The sequence below is a fragment of the Dysosmobacter acutus genome, assembly GCF_018919205.1.
GTDB lineage: Bacteria > Bacillota > Clostridia > Oscillospirales > Oscillospiraceae > Oscillibacter > Oscillibacter acutus.
In genome coordinates this window covers 2969720-2987292 of sequence record NZ_JAHLQN010000001.1, presented here as the reverse complement: position 1 = coordinate 2987292, position 17573 = coordinate 2969720, and the positions used below count along the sequence as shown (strand labels likewise).

Sequence of the window (17573 nt, the reverse complement as noted above, 5' to 3'; positions counted from 1 at the left end):
TTTTCATTTCTGCACCGCCTCTCTTTTCACAAAATCAATGTCATACCATACTCCGGGCTGGATTTTTTCTCCATCTACTTCGGCAACAGCAATCTGACAGATTACTTCGGTTTCACGCCGCTCTCTGGCAAATGCGAGAATATCGCCCAGCTTTCCACACGCAGCGGGTTCCTTGCCTCGAACGATGGCATAGCCGTTGCGGCTGGTGCTGTGCTCACGCTGTACCTTGCCGCTTACCTTGCGGCATGGGTGATCCACCATGTAGGCAAGTGCATGAAGAAAGAATTCTTTCCTCGTCAGCTGCCGCAGGATCGTCAGCTCTGTGCAGGCAATTTTGGAGTCACGATCGTCCTCGTCAATATCCCCGCCGGGCTGCACCAAGCAGTAAATGGAGCGATCCATATCGCTGTAATAGGTGAGACAATCCAGCGGATTCTCCGCACAGTGAAAACCGTTGCTGGCGCAGTTTGCCTCCGGGGTGACATTCTTTCCCATGACGAACCGATAGCCACGGCAGGAGAGATCCGGCTCAAAGCCTTTATAAGCGTACATCAGGCTGCCTCCCCAAAAGAGGAGAGGTCTCCCAGCGAGATCTGCCCATCGTCGGCTTCCGCTTTTTTCGGCGGTTCCTTCTTCTCCGGCTTGTTCTTCTTTTCTTCCTTTTTCTTCTTGGAAACGGACTTGGAAGATGTTTTCCCACGATAGGGCTGCGGGACAAACTTCTCTTCATCCCCCTGATCCTCCTTGGCATCGGGGTCACGGAAATAGTCCTCCGCCCACTGATAGCAGAGATCGTCGGGAATATCGCAGCCGTATGCCTGCTGACCGGGGCCCGGCTGAACGCCGTTTGCCTTCAGCTCGTCCTGCACATAATCCCATGCCTTCCGGCTGATGTATTGGAAACAGTGGATCATGCTTTTGCGTGGGTGCATGGTAAGCCGTGCAAAATCGAGGTCATCAATGCACTTGGTCTGGATAAACTCGGAAACGCTTTCTTTCATGTTGCGCCGTGTCAGCTTTTCCGTATCTGCGGACACGCGCTTTGCGGCAGCCTTGAGCAGTTCAGCCGGGCTCATGGCATCCAACTTTTCCAATGCAGCCTGTTCCGCCCGCTGCTTTTCTGCCTGCCTGGCGTCCCATTCTGCCTTGCGCTTGGCTTCAGCCGCTTCGTGCGCACGGCGGGCCTCGTCCTCACTTTGGGTGTCGGAGACGGCCGACGGTTCGCTGACCGCTGTGGCCGGAGCCAGTTCTGTGTCCGGCGGGAAACTGCCTGTTGCTGGCTCCGCGGGGACCGTCTGCGGCATATCCATATCATCATCTTCCATAAAGGCGTTGGAAACGGCAGCCTCATTATTTTGAAGCTCGTAATCCACATTTGAAAAAGCGCCCATTCGTACATTCCTCCTAAATAAAATTTTGAAAAGGACGCTCCTGTGCCAATGGCACAAGGCGTCCTTTTTACATACTTGGCTCAGACCGTGTAGACCAGTGTGCTGAATGGGTCGAAGCAGTAGCACACAACAGTCGGATACTGAGCAGCCGTTCTTTGAATTTCCTGTTGAATGGCAAGGGCCTCACCCATTCCGCAGGGCGTATCCCAGCCAGTCCAGACCATAGCTGTGAAATAACGGTGTTCCGGATGATACCGTATCTCTGCGCCTAAATTCCCGCAAAGCTGTAATACCGCTTCAAGAGATTCCTTTCTTTGTTTCTCCATCGCAGCATACTCATGCCTTCTTTGCCAGCGCGGGTGAAAATTTCACCTGCACAAATCCGGCCATATCACAGTAAAAATATCTGCGCTCGCTTTCATCATACAATTCCAGCACATCAGAGGGCGCGATGCTGCGGCCGTGATAGTCCGGGGGAAGCGCCTGATTATAGCGTGCAAAAATGCGCTCCAGAATATCACGTTCATCTTGCCCGACGGGGCAGATCAGTTCACCGTCGTAAACGAGTGTGTATTCCGCCGCCGGCGGCTGCTGAAAGCCAGCCTTGTGCAGCGCGTCAATGCCGCCAAAGGCGAATGCGCGCGTCTCGCCATGCTCCAGATCCAACTGATAAACACGAAAGCGCTGCGTTTTGCGCTGACTGTCCAGCAGCTCCTGAAAAGAAACGCCGGGGGTAGTCTGTAAGTACGCATCGTATTCCTGCTCTGTCAGCCCCAGATAGTCCCGTAAGGAAATACTGTCCACCTTCATCGCATGCCATTTTTCCGTACAGGTTTCCAGCATTTCCAGCCCGCATAGGCCATTAAGATATTGCTCCTTAAATGTCATTCCTGGATCCTCCTTCATTTTCTGTTCTTTGCGGCGCAGCGCAAGCTGCCAGTCATCAATGCCCTTGTAATTAGGATTCCACGTGAGCCTGCGGCAGCGCATCCCGTGCCTGGCCGCCAGCGCATAAATCTTCGATGCGCCTTTCTCCACCATTTCATTGCTGTATTTATCCATGTCCTCCGCCTCGATGATCTCCTCCGTTCCGTTTCGGTGCAGGAACGCAAACAGTCCATCCAGCTTGGCGGTATTGTTAACGCCCAGTGTGGCAACAAAAGTCCTGTGCATCAGCGCGTGAGCGACATCCGCCTTGAGGCAGCCTTCCGTCACATATACAACGCGGGAGCAGGGGTCGCCCACAAAATGAATGGGGCTCCCCGAGGTCGTTCCCATGCGCTTTCCCGTGGAGGACAGCGTCAGGTATTTCACGCCCGTTTTCTCCGGTGGATCGTCTTTATCCTTGAGCGGATGATCCAATCGGATCTGTGCGCCGTGGATCAGACCGTCTACACCGAAGATGGGAATGATGATGCCTGATGTCCGCTGGTGGAATTTGACCGTCCAGCAGCCGTTATCATCCACATAGAAGCCGGGAACACCCTGCACCCTGCAGCCCGCCTTGACCAACCGATTGGTCAGGGAGCGGCACAGGAAAGGGGGCGGCGTGCTCTTGAAGCCAAAGCGCGTAATCTCATCGTCGGACAGCCCCCGCACAGACTGAAGGTGTGTGCGGTGCGCCGGAATGAGGGTCAGCATGGACAACAGCATGGAGAGAGTCTGATGCACTTCCTGAACAGAGGCCGCGTCAGACTGCTCGGCCTCCGCAGGCGTCGTCTTCTCTGGAACGGTATAGTCCGGTGAAAAACCGTTTACCGCCAAAGCGTCGCAGATCTCCCGATAAGCGTCAGAATTGCTGACGCCATACACCTTTGCGTAAAGGGACAGCATTCCGCCGCCTTCACCGCAGTAGTTACAGCGCCACAGGTCTTTTCCCGTGTTCAGATTCATTTTCCCCCGGCGGTCACCGCAGATGGGGCAATCCACGTACACCTGACCGGGAGCCCTCCGCCTGATATTCAGGCGGAGGAGCCCGGCCACATCCATAATACCAAAGGGGAGATCATGCTTTTTCCCGTAATGCAAACCAGCATCCCTCCCAAGACGCGAAATTTACGGAAGGAAAGCGGTCAGCTTGCCTTTAACTGCTGCGAACCGCCCATCAGAAGCATGGCGGCGGCTTTCACAATATTGCCGCAGTCCTCACAGAGATAGGCGTAATATTTCAGACTGGAGGGACGCTGCTCAGAAACCTGTGCCATCGTCCAGCCCTTATTGACGCCGGTAGTCACGACCAGCTCCGCAGCTTCCTCTTCCGTCATCAGCGAAAGGATCTCGTCCACCGTCATATCGTCCGAATATTTCGGTGCAGCCGCTGTCGATGCCGCTGCCGGCATATCGACCACGACAGGCTTCAACGTCCGCGCTGTTTCAGCCCGCTCCATGACAGCAGGCTCCGCTGTTTCCGAAGGAACCTCCTGCGCCTTTTGGGGCATAACCGGATCAGGCTCAGAAGCCGCAGTTCCGCCGCTTAACGCCTGCAGCAGACTCATGGCGTCTGAAACGCTTTCCGTCTGCTGGGTGGGGGGAACCACCTGCGGCTTTACGCTGGGCGTCTTTGCCGCCTCCTGCGGTTGAACCTTCTGCGGTGTAGGCACTGCCTGTACCGGATGACTTTCGCCGATAGCATCTTCTCGCTGCGGCGCTGCGGCTCTATTTGCCGCCGGAGCAGTCTCCTGACGATTTACAGCGCCCGTTGCGACTTCCTGTTTTCCATCGACCTGTGCATCTACCGCCGCAGAGGGGTTGATCTCACAAAGCTGGATGCCGAAGCCCGCATTGTCCAGTGCCGTTTTCAGCGCCGCGTCCTGCGCGGCCTGCACATAGCGTCCGGCGGGAGCCTGCGCCTTTTCCACCGCCGCGGTGAAATTGGCGATTGGCTGGTTATCCTCTCTGGACAGAAATACCTGCGCCTCATAAACGGCGATTTGGTCTGTGATCCGCAGCCGGTTCAGCAGCATTTTTCCATCGGGGCAGGCCAATCGGAACCAGAGCCGCTGATAGCGCGGCTCCAGTTCGATTCCGCCACTGGCATTTCTTTTCAGAAAGCGCAGCGGGTCAAAGCCCTGCACCCTGCGAAGCTGCTGTACGGCGGGGATTGCCTGGGTCAGCATGATTCTTTCTCTGGACATGGTTTGATACTCCCTTCATAAAATAAATAAGAGATGACTGTGCGTTTTTTTGCACATTCATCTCACATTAACTGGCACGCTGCCATTCCTCGCCCTCTTCGCTGCGGAGGGCCTTGCGCGTGACCGCCTTATAGTAGAGGGCGATGCGTTCGCCCAGCATGGTATTGCGTTTTCCTTTTCGGCTCCGATGGATCGCCATATACAGCGCCCTTTTTTCACCCACCAGCAGCACCCGCCGCTTGGCACGGGTGATGGCCGTATAGAGAAGATTCCGCGTCAGGAGCACATTATGGGCAGCCAGCAGTGGAATAATGACCGTATCATACTCTGAGCCCATAGATTTGTGGATCGTAATGGCATAGGACAACTCCAAATCATCCAGAAGCACCTGCGGGCAATCCATATAGCGGCCGTCAAACTCGATCACGACATTGGTACCGCTGATCTTGCGGATCGTGCCGATGTCACCGTTGAAAACACCCTCGCCGACCTGCTTGCCGGAGCGGTCATACAGCTTGATGTCGTAATTATTCCGCATCTGCATCACGCGGTCATTGAGGCGGAATATCTTTCCGGCGTACACGATCTCCGGTGTGTCCGGCGATGCGGGGTTGATCTCCTCGCGGATAGCTTCATTCAGGCTGTTGACCGATGCCTCGCCCTCAGAGCGGAACGGCGATAAAATCTCCACCTGCTCGATCCCTTTTGCGGCGATCTGCTCCTGATACAGCTCACGGATGATGCCGGCAGTCTCCTCCTGGCTCTCTGCCTTATGAAAGGCAAAGTCCTCACCATAGTAGAGCGTCGTTTTACCCTCGTTGATAAACCGGGCATTGTGGGCGATCAGGCTGTCCTGTGCCTGACGGAAGATCTCATCCAGCACCGTGACTGGCACAACGCCGGAGCCGATCAGCTCGTGAAATACGTCACCGGCGCCCACACTCTCTAACTGGTCCGCGTCACCGACCAAAAGGACTTTGGTTCCGGGACGCAAACGCGAAAAGAGCTGGTGGATCAGCCACATATCGACCATGGAAGTCTCATCCACGATCAGGAGCCCTGCCTCCAGCGGTTTCCGTTCCCGGTCTTTCTTGGATTCCGAATCACCGTGAAGCCCCAGGATGCTGTGGAGCGTCTGTGCTTCATCGATCCCCGTTGCCTCCGCCATACGCCGGCTCGCCTTACCTGTGGGCGCTCCGAGTACGATCTTCTGCCGTGGATAGAGCTGACGGTACACCTCGATCACCGTTTTCAGAACAGTGGTCTTGCCGGTGCCGGGGCCGCCTGTGATGATGGACAGGTTATGCCGGAACACCATCTCCACGCCTTCTGACTGGCGTTTGGACAGGTTGAGCCCTAAGCTATTCTTTACTCGCTCCAACGGCTGCGTAATGTCCACCACCGTCGGCTTTGCCAGAAACAGCTCTACCGCTTTCTGTGCGGTTTCGCTCTCCTGCAGGAATTGCTTGGGCAGATACACATTGCCGTGGTTCGATACCACCTCATCCTGCCGGATCATGGCAGACAGCTCCTGTTCGACCTGGCTCATGGGGACGCGCATCTGCGGGAGGGGTATCCGCTCATTGAGCAGCTGCATAGCCGCTTTCAGCAAAGCCTCCGCCTCCAGATAGAGATGCCCGTCCTTTGTCCGTGCGTCCTCCAGCGCATAAAAGAGCGCACCGTGGACGCGCTTCGGATCACGCAGATCTCCACCGGATTTTTGCACGATGGCGTCAATACGCTTAAAACCGAATCCCGGCACCTGGCAGAGATTGAAGGGACTCTGTCTCACGATGTCCGCACAGGAAGGGCCGAAATGCTGATAAATCTTCTGCGCGGTCGTCGGCGTGACCTTGAACGGGGCCAGCAGGGTCATCAGGACACGCATCCGGCTGGTTTCCGCATAGGCGTCCTTGATCTCTGCAAGCCGTTCCTTCGTAATGCCGCGAATCTCAAGAAGCCGGTCTGGCTGATGTTCCAGAATCTCCAGAGCATTGATGCCAAACTTTTCAATGATCGCGTCGGCGGTCTTTTCTCCGATGCCCTTCAGCAGACCGGAGGCAAGATAATTGCGGACGCCCTCCAATGTGGGCGGCACGATCTCCTGCCAATGATCGACCTGAAGCTGAAGCCCGTATTTTCCGTCCTTCCACTCTCCATCCATCTCGATCTTCACCGTATCCGTCTGCGGCAATTCGATGCCGACGGCGGTAAAGCGGATCAGGTGGTCGTGATAGCGATAGGGACTCCGGGCCTCTGTGGGTACGCTGCTGTCCTCCGTTTTCATCCGAAGGACAGAATATTTGCTGGACGCATTGAAAAACAGTACCTTGTCCAGTGCTGCAACAATGCTCACAGCACATCACCTCCGTTTCTTTTCACGCTGCCTGCAAAGCAGCTTTTTTCACATGGAATCTTCGCCATTCAGACACCGTGACATACTGATCGTAAATATCAGGGTGTTCGTCCTTCAAACGCTCTAAGGCGTCCTTCGATATGCCTGCGGAGCGTACCGGATTGTAGGTTATGGTGTAGCTCTCCGCAGAACCGTTATACACGGCGGTGCAGCTTGTGCCCATTTTCTCGATGAGCATACCCTTCAGCCGTTTAATGTCCTTTTCCAGCTTGTTCACTTCAGCCGCCAACGTCTTTTTCTTCTCTTGCAGGGAAAGAAGCATGGACAGCTGCCCAAACTGTGTCTGTCCCAACAGCACAGGCGGCGCGTCCTTGTCCGCCGGTCCTATCTTTCGCCGCAGGCTTTCGAGGATCAGGTCACCGTCCGCTTCCACATAGGGAGGCGGCGTTTTTGTGAGGACATGATTCTCCCAGAAGTCCCGTTCCAAAGCAATCAGTTCTTCTTCATAGGCCATGTCACGGTCGATACGGCGGATCATCGCCTCGTCTTCCGAATTTCCGTAAAGGCAGCAGAAGTAGACCCGGTCAATGTTCATGACCGCCATGTAGTGCCGCCCCTGCGATTCGTAGTAGATAGGAACGATTTCCTCGCCGTTGTACCACCAGTTATCCTTGGCGTTATAATTCGTGGTTTTGATCTCAAGGATGGCTGATGTACCGTCCGGCAGCTCCACCATGTAATCCAGATCCGCCAGCATCCAAGGATATTGGGGATGCCGGAACATGAAAGGCCGGCGGTAGATCTTATAGCCCGTCTTATGAGCGAAGATCTTGGCAACCAGTGGCTCCAGCAGAGTTCCAACCTCCAACTGGACCCAGTTTTCGGCATCATCCGCTGTGACGATATTCAGCTTGTCATAGTAGAGATCCCGCCCGGTACGGAATGGTGAAATTCCGAGAACGGCAGCGGCGTCACTTCCGCCGATGCCCTTGCGCCGGTATTCCAGCCATTGTTCACGCGGCAGACCTTCTGTACCGACGAGAATTTGCGGAGCGTAACACTTTGCGTTTTCCATGGATGCATTCCTCCTCGGTTTCATATTTGATACGCGGCTTATTCAAAAGCCGCTTCTCTCTGTACCTGTGGTACGGTCGGAAGGAACGTCTATGATGTCCTCCGGGTTTCCATTTTCGTCTGAATTTCATTTCTTGTTTCCACCTTTCTTGATGATATATCCTCAAAGCCTTTCGGCATTTGGGCGCAAAAAAGCGGGAACAACGATTCTGGTAAAATCCAGTATGTTTGCCTGACAGCAAACTCTCGTCATTCCCGCAGTATGGGACGGTGCCCCGTAAAACAAAAAAGCCAGCAGCAGCCGGCTTTCATGGCACAGCAATACTACTGACAAAAACGTACAAACCTGACAACGTGCGCAGGTGGATTGCTCCACACACAGATCATTGACCTATGCCCAAAGGGAAATTGCGCAAAACTCATTTACGGGCAAAGTGTAACACAATATATTGTATAAGTCAATATAAAAATACTATATTTAGTTTTTCTGGCGTACGTGCAAAAAATACGGACATGGCCCCGTATTTATTTTGTGAACGGTAAAAACCACCTATTGAACCTTGAAAACGCCGCCCCCAAATGCGGCTGCATCGATTTGTCCGGGAGTTATACAGGATCGGCTGACAGTATGCGTTTGCGTACCTGCCGGGGAAGTGCCGCACAGCGGCAGCCTGCAAATACGCGGCCTGAAGCGAGGGCGCAGGAAATGGCCTGGAATTGGGAATCGAACTTGGATTAGAACCTAATGTAATTTACTTGTTGGTGATAGTGGGGAAAATCCGTATAATATATTTGTGAGGACATCACAGGCTCTTTTCCCCAGCCACCAAAGAAAGGAGGCCCTCTGTGGCTGAGATAAATACAAACGGCCTTAAAGCCAACTCTGAAAAAAGAAGCTATTCCGTTATGGAAGTAGCGGAAATTCTCGGTGTCAGCAAAAAATCCGTCTATAACATGTGTGCTAACGGCACCTTCAAATGTGTACGGATTGGAACCAGGCTGAGAATATCAAAGAAGGCTTTCGATGATTGGCTTGATGGCAGAGACAATACCTGAAAGGAGCCATGAGCTATGGCATCAATTCAAAAACGCGGTAAAAAGTATGCCGTCGTATATACCTATACGGATTCTGCCGATGTCAAAAGGCAGAAGTGGGAAACCTATGGAACAAAGAAGGAGGCTGCGGCCAGAAAAGCACAGGTAGAGAATGAAATGAACAACGGAACCTTCATTCCGCCATCCAGCGTAACTGTCCGTGACTTCCTGGCAGATTTTGTTGAACTCTACGGTTCAAAGCGGTGGGGGCTTTCAGCCTACTCTGGAAACACCGGGATCATCAACAATTACATCAATCCAGTCATTGGCGATATGAATGTCCAGGATGTGACAAGGCGTACCGTAGACAGCTTCATCGCCCAACTGCAAAAGATGAAACCCGTCAGCACAACATACCGAAACGCACGCTCGGAATTCTTGCCGCCCAACACGATTGAAAAAGTGTGCAAGGTGCTGCACTGCGCTTTCCGCCAGGCCGTCCGATGGGATATGGTTCCGAAGAATCCGTTTGACGATGTTCTTCTTCCCAAGAAAGAGAAAAATCCTCGCGCTATCTGGACGGCTGACATTATCAGACAGGCTCTGGATAACTGCTCTGAGGGGAAACTGTATGTTGCAATCAACCTTTCGTTCGCCTGTTCACTGCGCATGGGCGAGATCACAGGGCTGACATGGGATTGTGTTCACATTTCCGATTCGGACATTGCAAAAGACGATGCCCATATCATTGTCAACAAGGAATTAGCGCGTGTCGATCAACGTGCGATTGACGCGCTCGGAGAGAAAGACATCATCTTTATGTTCCCGCGGATCGTGAAAGCCAAATCGACAACACGGCTTGTGCTCAAACGACCTAAGACGGAAACCAGTATCCGGAAGGTATGGCTGCCGAAGACCCTTGCGTATATTCTTCGGGACTGGCATCAAAAGCAGGACAAGCTCAAAGAAATTATGGGTGACGAGTATGCCGACTATAATCTTGTTTTAGCTTTGGAAACCGGGCGGCCCTGCGAAGACAGGGTAATCGGGAATCAGTTTGAACGGCTGAAAAAGTCAGCGAACCTCCCGAATGTAGTCTTTCATTCTTTGCGGCACTCAAGCACCACCTATAAGCTGAAGCTCAATCATGGTGACATTAAGGCCACGCAGGGGGATACCGGCCATGCGCAGGCGTCTATGGTTACAGAAGTTTATGCGCATATTCTGGATGAGGAGCGGAAAATCAACGCGCAGAAGTTTGAGGTCGCATTCTATGCGAACCCGGATATGCGGCGCGTGGAGCAGGAACTGAATCCGCCGAAACCGGAACCGGCTCCCGACCTAAACCTCCAGTCGCTTCTTGCACAGCTTCAGGAAAATCCCGAACTTGCCCGCCAACTGAAAGCCCTTTTGCACGCAGGGTAACGGGAGGACTCGAAACGACTATAAAACACCACGGCAGGGTTCATTAGCAGAATCCGAATTTCATTAGCAGATTTCTCGAAAATCGTTCGAGTCCAGCAGGGAACAGTCTGGAAATAAGTTGCATTTCAAATCACAAAGCAGTTGCTTTTTCGGGGTGAGCCAAGAAAAGCAAAAACGCTGAAATCCATTGAGATTACAGCGTTTTTGGCACCCCGGACTGGGCTTGAACCAGCGGCCTACTGCTTAGGAGGCAGTCGCTCTATCCAACTGAGCTACCGAGGCCAGTATTTAGTTTTATGCTCGCAGGGTGAGCGACCACCTCACACTTAGGAGGCGGTCGCTCTATCCAGCTGAGCTACGGGCGCATGGAACCGGAGACCTGGAAAACGCACGCAAAATCCAGGGGCGGAAAATTTTTCGCCTTTTGGATTTTGACGCAGTTTTCAACAAAGCAATCGAATACTTTGTTACTATAGCATAAAAAGCTTGTCATTTCAAGGAAAATCATCGGTTCAGGCAGGAAAATACAGAGATGCGACAAGGTTGACAGAATTTAAACAAATAGAGTATGATACGAGAAAATGCACATAGCGCAAGGCTTTGCTGCCTGTCGGAGCGAGAGCGCCCAAGGATGAAGCAAAGGAGGAGAGAGCATGAAGGCGATTATGGTGGATGATCAGCCCTTGATGGTCCGGTTTTTCGAAGCGGCCTGTGCGAATTTGCCGGGAGTGGAGAGTATGAAGGTATTCACCTCTCCGCTGGAGGCACTGGAGTATGCGCGGAGAAACTTTGTGGAGCTGGCTTTTCTTGACCTGTCGATGCCGCAGATGTCGGGTTTGGAACTGGGTGAAAAACTGAAAACGCTGAATCCGAATTTGATTCTTATCTATTTGACTGCCTATGACGATTGTGCCATCGAAGCACTGCATCAGCGGGCAGGCTATATTTTATGCAAGCCCTATAACCGGCGGGACGTGTTGGATATCCTTGAGAAGGCCCTGGGCCAGTACGGAAATTCGGACAATCTGAGCCGGAAGGTGATGTTCCGCACCTTTGGACGGTTTGACATGTACATAGACGGCCAGCTGGTGGTATTTCACAGCGCTAAAGCCAAAGAGCTTCTGGCGCTTTGCGTCAGCAGAGAAGGGGGCGAGGTTTCCAGCTCAGAGGCCATTGACAAGATTTGGGCCGGTTCCAAAAACCGCAGTTCCACCGCTGCAAACTACCGGATGACCGTTAAAAAGCTGAAGGAATTCCTGCACAAGCTTGGTGTGGAGCGGATTTTTGTCCGGGAGCGGCAGTCCTGCTATATCCGCGTTTCAGAGGTCAGCTGCGATCTCTACGATTTTTGGAGAGGCGATGAGGAAGCGCTTTACCGCTTCCGGGATGAGTTCATGTCGGATTACAGCTGGAGCGAACCGATGATTTTTCAGATGCAGGAGTTTAAGCAGATTAAGCTGATGATGCTGCACCAGAAGGAATAACCTGCCGTCAAAGTATACAAAAATTATAAATTTACGTTTAATTTACGTGCGATTTACGCATATATTCGAGTGGATTTACGCCTCCTTTATTGCCGGCCTGCTATACTCTATCTTGTAAAAGTTTGCCTCATGCCGCAGATGAGGGAAAAAGGAGGGCTGAACCATGGGCACTGAGTATCTGGTGAAACGCGTGGCAGAGAAAACAGATTCCAGCCCGGAGCAGGTGGAGAAGATGATGTCCGCGCTGTTTGACACCATTGCGGAGGCGACCCAGACCGAACGGTTTATTCCGCTGGACAGCTGCCTTGGAAGTCTGGTGGTCAAAGAAAAGCAGGACCGCCGGAAAGAGATTACCTTCCGGCCGTCGGGCACGCTGCGCAAGCGGCTGAAGAATATGGCCGGCAAAGCAAAGATCGCGGGCTGAAAGAGAAGAGGACGGCGACGGGGCGCCGTCCTCTTGTTCTGTTTTGCGGCGCGGCTGAAATAACAGGCATGGCCCGGCACGGGCCATATGCCGTAAAAAATAGCTCTTTAAGCTGTTTTTATCAAACAAACGGAAAAAGGCCGGGATTTTTTCCAAAATGCGGGAATTTATGCTTGAAAAAGTGCGGATAATAGAATATAATATTGCGTCGGTGTTGAGATTTGCGCCGATCCATTGCGGGCCGGACGGACAAGCAGGCCATAGAGAAAGGGGCTTCTATTTTGCAGAACAAACATTTGAGGAATATTGCCATCATTGCCCACGTTGACCATGGAAAAACCACCCTGGTGGACGAGATGCTCAAGCAGGGCGGCGCCTACCGGGAAAACCAGGAGATGGTGGACCGGGTGATGGACTCCGGCGACCTGGAGCGGGAGCGGGGCATTACCATCTTGGCCAAAAACACGGCCATTGCATATAAAGATGTGAAGATCAATGTGGTGGACACCCCGGGCCACGCCGATTTCGGCGGAGAGGTGGAGCGCATCCTGAAGATGGTCAACGGCGTTATTCTGCTGGTGGACGCCGCCGAGGGCCCCATGCCCCAGACCCGCTTTGTGCTCAGCCGAGCCCTGGAACTGGGGCACCGGGTCATCGTGGTGGTCAACAAGATTGACCGCCCGGACCAGCGCATCCATGAGGTGGTGGACGAGGTGCTGGAGCTGCTGATGGACCTGGACGCCACGCCGGAGCAGCTGGATTCCCCCATGCTGTTCTGCTCCGGTCGCAACGGCACGGCCTCCTATTCCCCCGACGTGGCGGGAACGGACCTGGTGCCGCTCTTTGAGACCATCCTTGAGTATATTCCCGGGCCGGAGGCCGATGTGGAACAGCCCTTCCAGATGCTGGTGTCCTCCATCGACTACAACGACTTTGTGGGCCGGATTGCCATCGGCCGTGTGGAGCGGGGCACGCTGAAGCAGAACCAGGAGATCGCAGTGTGCAACTACCATGACCCGGACGCCCCGGCCAAAAAGGCCAAGGCCGTCTCCATGTATGAGTTTGAGGGGCTGGGCCGCAAGCCCGTCACCGAGGCCACCGCCGGCAATATCATCGCCATGAGCGGCATCGGCGATATCACCATCGGCGACACCATCTGCGCGCCGGGCTGTGTGGAGCCGCTGCCTTTTGTGAAGATATCCGCCCCCACCCTTGAGATGACCTTCTCCGTCAACGACTCGCCCTTTGCGGGCCGGGAGGGGAAGTTCGTCACCTCCCGCCAGATCCGGGACCGGCTGCAGCGGGAGACGCTGAAGGATGTCTCGCTGCGGGTCAGCGAGATCGAGGACGCCACCGACTCTTTCAACGTGGCCGGCCGGGGAGAGATGAGCCTGTCCATCCTCATTGAGACCATGCGCCGGGAGGGCTATGAGTTCCAGGTGTCCCCGCCCCGCGTCCTCTATAAGGAGATCGACGGGAAGACCTGCGAGCCCATTGAGCGGCTTGTGGTGGACGTGCCCTCCGAGTATGTGGGCAGCGTCATTGAGAAGTTAGGCTCCCGCAAGGGCGACATGGCGGAGATGACGCCCATTGGCGACCGGATGAAGATTGAGTTTCTGATTCCCGCCCGGGGGCTGTTCGGATACCGCAACGAGTTTCTCACCGACACCAAGGGCGAGGGCATCATGGCCTCGGTGTTCGACTCCTATGCTCCCTACAAGGGGGACATCCAGCGCCGGGGCACCGGCTCTCTCATCTCCTTTGAGACGGGTGAGTCCATCACCTACGGCCTCTACAATGCCCAGGAGCGCGGCACGCTGTTCATCGGCGCTGGCGTGCCGGTCTACGGCGGCATGGTGGTGGGCCAGTCCCCCAAGTCGGATGACATCACGGTGAACGTCTGCAAGAAGAAGCAGTTGACCAATACCCGCGCCTCCGGCTCCGACGACGCGCTGCGTTTGGTTCCACCCAGACAGATGAGCCTGGAGCAGTGCCTGGAGTTTTTGGCGGACGACGAGCTGCTGGAGGTGACGCCCCAGAGCCTGCGGATTCGCAAGCGTATTCTGGATCACGAAAAGCGTATGAAATCCCTCCACGGCGGGAAAAAATAGCAAAAAGACGCGCATCTTACAAAGATGCGCGTCTTTTCCTTTTTCTGACGCCGCATCTCTGGCGCTGCATCCGCGGCGCCGGAGGAGAGCGGTTCCGTCAATCATTCTCATAGCCCAGGTACGTGCGGAACCGGCATTCCAGCGTATCCAGATCGTAATAGGACGCCGTGTTCCAATCCAGCACCTCGATGAGGCCGCCCACCACGGAGACCTGTTCATACCATCTGTTTCCATACAGCGTAAATTGGGGGAGCGGCGTTCCATCCTCCCGGTAATAGATGCGGGGCGCATCGGCCGTTGCATAGTCCGCCACCACCAGCAGCCCCGGCGCGTCATCGCCCAGCAGCTGGTCCCGCAGCCGATCCGCATTGGGCACGGCGGGCCCCGGTTCCTCCGGCATCTCATGGAGTTGGTCCCCCATCCCGATCCACGTCTCCATGGTGAAGACTCTGATTTCTCCGGTGACAAGGTCAAAGGCCCGGAGGGCTTCGCCGCCCCTGTCCTCTTCCCAACCTATCGCCATATAGTCCTCCACCCACTCTCCTCCGATTCCCTCACCCCAGACGACGTCGGAGAGGAGGGAGTCGAACGCCCCCTGGGAGATACCCATCTCCTCCACTGTCCAGACCCGCCGGATTGCGCCATCCGGGGCCATCACCGTGAAGCTGTCCGGCTGGAACAGGAGAAGGCCCTGCGCACCGGCGGACAGGGTGCGGTAGTCAAAGGGCGTGCACCATCTGCCGTCACCGGCGGCCACGGCGCATATGCTTGGATCCCAAGAACCTTCCTCCGCGGAGGGGTCCCCCTGTTCCAGAATCAGCAGGGGAAGAGGCTGCCACCGGCCGGAGGCGTCATAGCCGCCGGGGCGATAGACCGCGCTGTACACGGGGTCGGAGACCACCTTGCCCTCCCGGGTCATCAGACCGTACAGGCAGCCGTCCCGGGCGGGCCAGTCATCCATCAGACGAAGGCCGGCGTAGGGGATCAATTGCCCATAGTCCTCCCGGGGAATCAGATGATCGGTGTATTCGGCATACCAACGGCTCCCAACCGGCTGGGGCAGGTCCCTCCGTTTGTCAAGCTGCGACCAGTCGGTATGCACGCGAAGCCCATCCTGTCCCGGCTCCAGGGGATGACTGGAGCTTCCGGCGGAGCAGGCGGTCAGCAGCAGGCAGAGGGCCGCCGCAAGGGCCGCTTTTTTCATGGCCGCGCCTCCAGAATGGACACATAGCCCTCCTGGGCCACCAACCGCTGCCCTTCCTTGCCGATGAGCCAGTTATAGAGGACGCGGTTGGGGGCGTCCTCCTCCGCGTCGGCGGGGATGACCACATATTTGGGGTTGCGCAGAGGATAGGTTTCCCCCCGGATCGTTTCCGGATTGGGCTCCACGCCCTCCAGCGCCAGCAGCTTGAGGCCCTGGGCCATCTTCATCTCCTCTGCATAGTAGTAAACGCTGTAGCCGATGGCGCCGGGGGAGCCGTCATAGCTCTTCACCGCCTCCATCAGCTGGCCCATGGTGCCCACCACGTATCCGGTGGGGGGCTCCATCATGGGCGTGCCCTTCATCACTAACTTTTCCATCAGGGCCTGGCTCCCCGCTTCGCTGTTGCGCTGGAAGGGGACGATCGCCTGGTCTTCGCCGCCCAATTCTCTCCAGTTGGTGATCTCGCCGGTATAGATGCGCCGCGCCTCCTCCACTGTGATGGAGTCCACAGGGTTCTCTTCGTTGACCACAAACACGAAGGCGTCGGTGGCAAAGGGCGTCTGCTCCCACTGAAAACCAGTGCGTTCCTTCTCAGCCAATATATCCGCGTTGGGTTCGCCTACGATCAGAAGGTCCGCGTTGCCCTCCATCAGGTTGTAGTAGGCATTGGTGGTCTTGGAGAAGCGGACCAGGTCCGATACAGCCTCCCGGCTCTCCCCAAGCAATACGGCGCACACCGCCTCCGCCATGGGCGCGGTGGAGGTGGAGCCGTCCAGCCGGGGAAAATTCTCCCGCGTAAAGATAAACGATTCCGGCGCGTCGTCGGGCTCCTGACCGGAAGCTGATGGGGAAGAGGGGCCGGCACAGGCGCTCAGGCACAGGACCGCCGTCAGCCACGCGGCCAGAGTGTGTTTTGCGGCATGTTTGCGCATCACGGGAAACCTCCTTTTTCAATCTGCAGCCGTGGGCTGCTGCAATATGACGGTTCTGTTTTTCCACTCTCTGATGGCCGCTGCCAAAGTATAAATCAGGTATACGAAGGAAGGATGGTGGTAAATATTCTATCACAGGGCGTGGCGTGCTTCAAGAAACAATTGGGCCCGCCCGCGGCAAGCGGTAAACAGATGAAAGGACAGTCTGCTTATTATCTTGACATATGATATTTATTAGCATATAATATAATTATAAAAACCATATTATTAAGGACCGGTGAAACGCATGGTGAAGCGGCTGCATGACATTCAGGTGGTGGGGGATTCCATTTTGAAAGGGATTCAGGTGGACCCGCGGACTGGAAAATATATCACAAAGAACGAGATGGACAGCCGCCGGATTGCCCGGGACTATGCGCTGGAGATTGAGAATCACTCCCACTTCGGCTGCACGATCATAAAGGGAGCAAAGCTGATAGAGCGGATGCTGGAGCGGGGGATGGCCTGCGACGCGGTGGTGATGGACTTCGGCGGGAACGACTGCGACTACAAATGGGCCGAGATTGCGGAGGACCCGGATGGCGTCCACCTCCCGGCGGTGCCAATGGAAGAATTTGTGGAGCGGTACCGCCGGTTGATCGGCAAGCTGAAGGAGAGGGGCATTGTGCCCATTGTCACCACACTGCCGCCCTTGGAGCCTCAGCGCTTTTTTGACTGGTGGTGCCGGGACCTCAATCAGGAGAATGTCCTGCGCTGGATGGGCGGCGTGGTGAACATCTACGCCCACCAGGAGAACTACTCCCGGGCGGTGGAGGATGTGGCCCGGGCGGAACAGGTGCCGCTGGTGGACGTCCGGCGGACGTTTTTGCACCATGGCCGCATCGGCGATCTGATCTGCGCCGATGGGACCCATCCCAACTCCCGGGGCCAGCAGCTGATCACGGAGGCCTTTGAGGATTTTGCCGCCCGGTACGAAAAGCGGGAGCTGATAGAGGCGTAAACT

Annotated in this window: 15 protein-coding genes and 1 tRNA gene; 6 read left to right on the top strand and 10 right to left on the bottom strand. The window is 55.2% G+C overall.

Going from position 1 to position 17573, the window contains the following annotated elements; all coding sequences use genetic code 11:
• Positions 1 to 3: 3 nt before the first annotated feature.
• From KQI82_RS14605 to KQI82_RS14575, 7 genes are all read right to left on the bottom strand, one after another.
• The gene (locus KQI82_RS14605; RefSeq protein WP_216633424.1) at positions 4 to 552 is read right to left on the bottom strand and encodes a DUF7666 domain-containing protein; all 549 of its coding nucleotides are present in this window, start codon (positions 550 to 552) and stop codon (positions 4 to 6) included.
• Positions 552 to 1391, bottom strand: a complete 840-nt coding sequence (locus tag KQI82_RS14600) for a Cas9 inhibitor AcrIIA9 family protein (protein ID WP_216633423.1) — start codon at positions 1389 to 1391, stop codon at positions 552 to 554. Before KQI82_RS14600 ends, KQI82_RS14605 begins: the two co-directional genes overlap by 1 nt.
• Positions 1392 to 1471: 80 nt before the next feature.
• The gene (locus KQI82_RS14595; RefSeq protein WP_216633422.1) at positions 1472 to 1717 is read right to left on the bottom strand and encodes a hypothetical protein; all 246 of its coding nucleotides are present in this window, start codon (positions 1715 to 1717) and stop codon (positions 1472 to 1474) included.
• 10 nt (positions 1718 to 1727) lie between these two features.
• Positions 1728 to 3419: a YodL domain-containing protein gene (locus tag KQI82_RS14590; RefSeq protein WP_338148992.1), complete on the bottom strand. Its 1692-nt coding sequence runs from the start codon at positions 3417 to 3419 to the stop codon at positions 1728 to 1730.
• 44 nt (positions 3420 to 3463) lie between these two features.
• Positions 3464 to 4525: a hypothetical protein gene (locus KQI82_RS14585; protein ID WP_216633421.1), complete on the bottom strand. Its 1062-nt coding sequence runs from the start codon at positions 4523 to 4525 to the stop codon at positions 3464 to 3466.
• Between the two features lie 67 nt (positions 4526 to 4592).
• Positions 4593 to 6881 (bottom strand): SF1B family DNA helicase RecD2, encoded by a 2289-nt coding sequence (gene recD2, locus KQI82_RS14580; RefSeq protein ID WP_216633420.1) that lies wholly within the window; start codon positions 6879 to 6881, stop codon positions 4593 to 4595.
• Between the two features lie 22 nt (positions 6882 to 6903).
• A complete protein-coding gene (locus KQI82_RS14575) occupies positions 6904 to 7956 on the bottom strand; it encodes a YqaJ viral recombinase family nuclease (protein ID WP_241426725.1) in 1053 nt (350 codons plus the stop codon).
• An 845-nt stretch (positions 7957 to 8801) separates the two neighbouring features.
• On the opposite strand from KQI82_RS14575, the gene KQI82_RS14570 reads away from it, so the two are divergent.
• Positions 8802 to 9011 (top strand): helix-turn-helix domain-containing protein, encoded by a 210-nt coding sequence (locus tag KQI82_RS14570; protein ID WP_256319054.1) that lies wholly within the window; start codon positions 8802 to 8804, stop codon positions 9009 to 9011.
• 15 nt (positions 9012 to 9026) lie between these two features.
• On the top strand, positions 9027 to 10415 hold the full coding sequence (locus tag KQI82_RS14565) for a site-specific integrase (RefSeq protein ID WP_216633418.1): 1389 nt from the start codon (positions 9027 to 9029) through the stop codon (positions 10413 to 10415).
• Positions 10416 to 10620: 205 nt separating this feature from the next.
• Here KQI82_RS14565 and KQI82_RS14560 read toward each other — a convergent pair.
• Positions 10621 to 10697 (bottom strand) — tRNA-Arg (locus KQI82_RS14560).
• A gap of 371 nt (positions 10698 to 11068) precedes the next feature.
• Here KQI82_RS14560 and KQI82_RS14555 point away from each other — a divergent pair.
• From KQI82_RS14555 to typA, 3 genes are all read left to right on the top strand, one after another.
• On the top strand, positions 11069 to 11899 hold the full coding sequence (locus tag KQI82_RS14555; RefSeq protein ID WP_216633417.1) for a response regulator: 831 nt from the start codon (positions 11069 to 11071) through the stop codon (positions 11897 to 11899).
• A 163-nt stretch (positions 11900 to 12062) separates the two neighbouring features.
• Positions 12063 to 12323 carry an HU family DNA-binding protein gene (locus tag KQI82_RS14550; RefSeq protein WP_216633416.1) on the top strand — a complete coding sequence of 87 codons (261 nt, stop codon included), beginning with the start codon at positions 12063 to 12065 and terminating at the stop codon, positions 12321 to 12323.
• 281 nt (positions 12324 to 12604) lie between these two features.
• A complete protein-coding gene (gene typA, locus KQI82_RS14545; RefSeq protein WP_216633415.1) occupies positions 12605 to 14434 on the top strand; it encodes a translational GTPase TypA in 1830 nt (609 codons plus the stop codon).
• 97 nt (positions 14435 to 14531) lie between these two features.
• Here the strand turns inward: typA and KQI82_RS14540 are convergent, their stop codons facing one another.
• Both KQI82_RS14540 and KQI82_RS14535 read right to left on the bottom strand, forming a co-directional pair.
• A complete protein-coding gene (locus KQI82_RS14540) occupies positions 14532 to 15638 on the bottom strand; it encodes a hypothetical protein (RefSeq protein ID WP_216633414.1) in 1107 nt (368 codons plus the stop codon).
• Positions 15635 to 16570: a PstS family phosphate ABC transporter substrate-binding protein gene (locus KQI82_RS14535; protein ID WP_216633413.1), complete on the bottom strand. Its 936-nt coding sequence runs from the start codon at positions 16568 to 16570 to the stop codon at positions 15635 to 15637. Before KQI82_RS14535 ends, KQI82_RS14540 begins: the two co-directional genes overlap by 4 nt.
• A gap of 286 nt (positions 16571 to 16856) precedes the next feature.
• On the opposite strand from KQI82_RS14535, the gene KQI82_RS14530 reads away from it, so the two are divergent.
• Positions 16857 to 17570 carry an SGNH/GDSL hydrolase family protein gene (locus tag KQI82_RS14530; RefSeq protein WP_216633412.1) on the top strand — a complete coding sequence of 238 codons (714 nt, stop codon included), beginning with the start codon at positions 16857 to 16859 and terminating at the stop codon, positions 17568 to 17570.
• Positions 17571 to 17573: the final 3 nt, after the last annotated feature.